The 5,066-nt window shown below is 64.4% G+C and carries 3 protein-coding genes and 1 pseudogene; 3 read left to right on the forward strand and 1 reads right to left on the reverse strand.

What is annotated here, in order from left to right; all coding sequences use genetic code 11:
* Positions 1 to 24: 24 nt before the first annotated feature.
* Both metK and ahcY read left to right on the forward strand, forming a co-directional pair.
* A pseudogene (metK, locus tag Q427_RS25255) lies at positions 25 to 1,241 on the forward strand (methionine adenosyltransferase).
* 168 nt (positions 1,242 to 1,409) lie between these two features.
* Positions 1,410 to 2,819, forward strand: coding sequence for an adenosylhomocysteinase (gene ahcY / locus Q427_RS25260; protein ID WP_043518132.1), 1,410 nt, complete (start codon positions 1,410 to 1,412; stop codon positions 2,817 to 2,819).
* Between the two features lie 76 nt (positions 2,820 to 2,895).
* On the opposite strand, the gene Q427_RS25265 is transcribed toward ahcY, so the two are convergent.
* The gene (locus tag Q427_RS25265; protein WP_043518134.1) at positions 2,896 to 3,807 is read right to left on the reverse strand and encodes an AEC family transporter; all 912 of its coding nucleotides are present in this window, start codon (positions 3,805 to 3,807) and stop codon (positions 2,896 to 2,898) included.
* 258 nt (positions 3,808 to 4,065) lie between these two features.
* Between Q427_RS25265 and metF the strand changes: the two genes are divergently transcribed.
* Positions 4,066 to 4,905, forward strand: coding sequence for a methylenetetrahydrofolate reductase [NAD(P)H] (gene metF / locus Q427_RS25270; RefSeq protein WP_043518135.1), 840 nt, complete (start codon positions 4,066 to 4,068; stop codon positions 4,903 to 4,905).
* The last annotated feature ends 161 nt before the right edge of the window (positions 4,906 to 5,066 follow it).

The raw sequence follows: 5,066 nt of genomic DNA on the forward strand, positions 1-5,066 counted from the left end.
TTACTCAGATGGTCGAGGATGCCCATGAGCGAATACTCCCTGTTCACTTCCGAGTCCGTGTCCGAAGGCATCCGGACAAGATCGCCGACCAGATTTCGGATGCGGTGCTGGACGCATCATCGCCCGGGACAAGCACGCCCGTGTGGCCTGCGAGACGCTGGTCAAGACCGGCGTGGCGATCGTCGCCGGCGAGATCACCACCTCAGCCTGGGTCGATCTCGAGGCGCTGGTGCGCGAGGTCATTACAGGTATCGGCTACACCTCCTCCGAGGTGGGCTTCGATGGCGAGACCTGCGGCGTGCTCAACCTGATCGGCAAGCAGAGCGTGGATATCGCCCAGGGCGTCGACCGTGTCAAGCCCGAGGACCAGGCGCCGGTGACCAGGGACTGATGTTCGGCTACGCCACCAACGAGACCGACTCCTTCATGCCGGCGCCGATCCATTACGCTCACCGGCTGGTGGAGCGTCAGGCCGAGCTGCGCAAGCATGGTTTGCTGCCCTGGCTGCGCCCGGATGCCAAGAGTCAGGTCACCTTCCGCTATAACGAGGCGGGCATGCCCTGCGGCGTTGAGGCAGTGGTGCTGTCGACCCAGCATGACCCGGAGATCGACCCGGAAGAGCTGCGCAAGATGGTCAAGCACGAGATCATCGAGCAGGTGATTCCCGAGGAGTGGCTGACCGAGTCCACCCAGTACCACATCAACCCCACCGGCAAGTTCGTCATCGGTGGGCCGGTGGGCGACTGCGGGCTGACCGGACGCAAGATCATCGTCGACACCTACGGAGCATGGCACGCCACGGCGGCGGCGCCTTTTCCGGCAAGGACCCCTCCAAGGTCGATCGCAGTGCCGCCTATGCGGGCCGCTACGTGGCCAAGAACATCGTCGCCGCCGGCCTGGCCGACAAGTGCGAGATCCAGGTGTCCTACGCCATCGGCGTGGCCCAGCCGACCTCGGTGGCAATCAATACCTTCGGTACCGGCAAGGTGGATGAAGCGCGCATCATCGAGCTGGTGCGCGAGCACTTCGACCTGCGCCCCTTCGCCATCACCCGCATGCTCGATCTGCTTCACCCCATGTATCAGCTCACCGCGGCCTACGGTCACTTCGGCCGCGAGCCCTTCGAGACCTCCTACAGCTGGAAGGACGACAAGGGGCACGAGCAGACCGAGACCTTCACGGCCTTTCCCTGGGAGCGGATCGACCGCGCCCAGGCGCTGCGGCAGGCTGCCGGCCTGTAGCCGTTGCCCGCATGCATCCCGCCCTGATACGAGACGCCCGGCCCTGAGCCGGGCGTTTTCGTCTGGTGCCCCATGATGCCCTTGGCTAGCGTGAAAGGGATGACTTGGCATTGGCGCCCCCGCTGGGCCTATAGTGAGGGTCACCGATTTCATTCGACGAGGTGACGCATGAACCAGGCTGCCGTTTCTGCCCTGAACGCTCAGGACTACAAGGTTGCCGATATCACGCTGGCCGACTGGGGGCGCCGCGAGATTCGCATCGCCGAGACCGAGATGCCGGCGCTGATGGCCATTCGCAGGAAATACCACGCCCAACAGCCGCTGGCGGGTGCCCGCATCGCCGGATGCATCCACATGACCATCCAGACGGCGGTGCTGATCGAGACCCTGATCGACCTGGGCGCCACGGTGCGCTGGTCCTCGTGCAACATCTTCTCTACCCAGGATCATGCCGCGGCGGCCATTGCCGCTGCCGGCATCCCGGTGTTTGCCTGGAAGGGCGAAACGGAAGAGGAGTTCTGGTGGTGCATCGAGCAGACCGTGGAGGGTCCCGACGACTGGCGGCCCAACATGGTGCTGGACGACGGCGGTGACCTCACGGCCCTGCTGCACGAAAAGCGCCCAGAGCTGCTCGATGCCATCCACGGCATCTCCGAGGAGACCACCACCGGCGTGCACCGGCTCCAGGAGATGCTGCGCGACGGTTCCCTGAAGGTGCCGGCGATCAACGTCAACGATGCGGTAACCAAGTCGAAGAACGACAACAAGTACGGTTGCCGCCATTCGCTCAACGATGCGATCAAGCGAGCCCTGGATCACCTGCTGGCCGGCAAGCAGGCGCTGGTGGTGGGCTACGGCGATGTGGGCAAGGGTTCGGCAGCGTCGCTGCGCCAGGAGGGGATGATCGTCAAGGTCGCCGAGATCGACCCGATCTGCGCCATGCAGGCGTGCATGGACGGTTACGAAGTGGTCTCGCCCTATGTGGACGGCGTCAACCGCGGGCCGGAGAGCGTCGACCGGGCACTGCTGAGCCGCATCGATCTGGTGGTGACCTGCACCGGCAACATCCGCGCCTGCGATGCCGCCATGCTCGGCGCCCTCAAGGCCGGTGCCGTGGTCTGCAATATCGGCCACTTCGACAACGAGATCGAAACCGGCTACATGCGTCGCCATTGGCACTGGGAGGAGATCAAGCCCCAGGTGCACAAGGTCTACCGCGACAGCAAGCCGGGCAGCTTCGACCCGGCCAGCGGCGACTACCTGCTGCTGCTCTCCGAAGGCCGTCTGGTAAACCTGGGCAACGCCACCGGCCACCCCTCACGCATCATGGACGGCTCCTTTGCCAATCAGGTCCTGGCACAGATTCACCTGTATGAGCGGCGCTTCGCCGACCTGCCCGAGGCTGAGCGACGCAGTGGCCTGGCCGTCACCGTGCTGCCGCGTCACCTCGACGAGGAGGTGGCCCGCTACATGGTCGAGGGTTTCGGCGGAGTGCTGACGCGCCAGACCGAGGACCAGGCCGGCTACACCGGGGTGCCGGTGGAGGGGCCCTTCAAGCCCGACACCTATCGCTACTAGTGCGAGCCGAATGAGCTGAGCGTTACGAGAAACGCCGCCCTCAGGCGGCGTCTTCCTTCCTTTGCGCGACTCGAGCTCACCCCAGCCCAGTGAGTCGCATCAGGCCGTCCAGGTAGAAGGGAATCAGCAGGGGTGCCGCCAGGGTGGTCAACAACACGGCGATGGCACCCTTTTCCGGCCGAATGCCCAGCTCCATGGCAACCACCACCACATTGGCGGCCATGGGCACCACGCCTACCAGCAGCAGGGCCATGGCCAGCTCGATCGGCAGCGGGGTCAGTGCCTGTAGACCAAGCACGGCCAGCAGCGCGACCAGAGGCCAGAGCCCGAAACGCACCGCGACACAGGCGGTGATGAAGCGGGCGTCGAACTCTCTTACCGATACGCGACTCAGGGTCATGCCGATGATCATCATGCCCAGTAGTGTGTAGGTGGCCGGGAATACCGCCAGGCCTTCCATGAGCGGGGCCGGAACCGTCAGCCCCAGGCCGCTGGCCAGCAGGGCGGCGAGGAAGGCGTAGATCAGGGGCAGGCGGATGATCTTGACCAGGCTCTGGCGTACCGAGAATTGCCCCCGGGCACTGAGATAGAAACCTACGGTGAATTCGTAGAGGGTGACCCCCAGAACACAGAACAGGTAGAGGGTCACCCCTTCGGGGGGCAGCAGGATCATGGCAATCGGCAGGCCGAAATAACCGGTGTTGCCGGTGCCGGCGGAGAAGGCGAGCAGGGCGCTCTCCTGCGGGGGGAGGAAGCGCCTGCCGGCCAGGTTGACGATGACGGCCATCACACTGGCCAGCGTGAACAGGGCGAGGGTCAGCAGCAGGTAGCCCGGCGTCGGGCCACCGAGGGTGAGGCCGCGAAAGAAGGTGAGCGGGGCGATGAGGTAGATCAGCAGCGTGGCGATCGGCCGTGGGTCCACGGCCAGATGCCGGGCCGCCAGCCAGCCCAGCCCGACGAAGGCCAGTAGCGTCCAGAGGGGGCCCATCAGGCGCCGGGATCGATCATCGTCTTTGCCAATTCCCTGTCGAAAGCTGCCATGATGCCTGCCATGTGCACTGCTGTCAGCGAGGAGTCTCTTCCGCAGCGCTCAACATGACCGGAACTAATGCACAGGCGCGGAAACTTTCATTGGTCAGCCACTGGGCCGGTCGGCAAAATGGTCACCAACGCACTCGAAGCAGAGTGATCGATAATTCACGGCGTAGCTCATGTGGCTCGCCGGGTGACGACGAGAGGTTGACCGATGAGTACCCAGGCACACCCGCTAGGTATCAGTTTCGAATTCTTTCCGCCCAATACTGACCTCGGGCGCGAGAAACTGATGGGTGTGCTCGATGCGCTTGCCAGCCGCAGCCCGCGTTTCTTTTCGGTGACCTACGGCGCCGGCGGCTCCACCCAGGCACGCACGCTCAGCACGGTGCAGACCGTACGCGAGTCGGGTATCACTACCGCTCCCCATCTCTCCTGCATCGGTAGCGAGAAGGCACAACTGCGTGACCTGCTCCACCAGTACCGTGAGCAGGGCATCGACAGCCTGGTGGCCCTGAGAGGCGACCTGCCCTCCGGCATGGGCGGTATTGGCGAGCTGCGCTATGCCAACGAGCTCGTCGAGTTCATTCGCGAGGAGACCGGCGATCACTTCGAGATCGCGGTGGCTGCCTATCCGGAATCCCATCCTCAGGCGCCCAGCTTCGAGAAGGACCTCGAGAACTTCGTGCGCAAGATGAAGGCGGGCGCCAACCTTGCCATCACCCAGTACTTTTTCACCGCCGATGCTTATTTCCACTTCGTGGAGCGGGCGCGTGCGCTGGGCGTCGAGGCGCCCATCGTCCCCGGAATCATGCCGATCACCAACTACACCAAGCTGGCGCGCTTCTCCGACGCCTGTGGCGCCGAAATTCCCCGCTGGATCCGCAAGCAGCTCGAGGCCTATGGGGATGACAGCGAATCCATTGCGGCCTTCGGCGAGGAAGTGGTGTCACGGCTGTGCCAGCGCCTGCTGGATGGTGGGGCGCCAGGACTTCACTTCTATACGCTCAATCAGGCGACCCCCAGCCTGCGCGTTCTCGACAACCTGAGCTGAGCCGAGGGCAGCCGCGCTGATACTCGTCATGACGTCGAGACGCTGGTCTGCGGCATATCGTCAAGAAGGCAGATAGAGGAACGCAGATGGCCCGCCAAGGCGGGGCCATCTGCGCTGGTGCTGCCGATGCCGGCGGTTAGTCGGCATTGTCGGTTGCATGG

This window comes from Halomonas sp. BC04 (assembly GCF_000568385.1).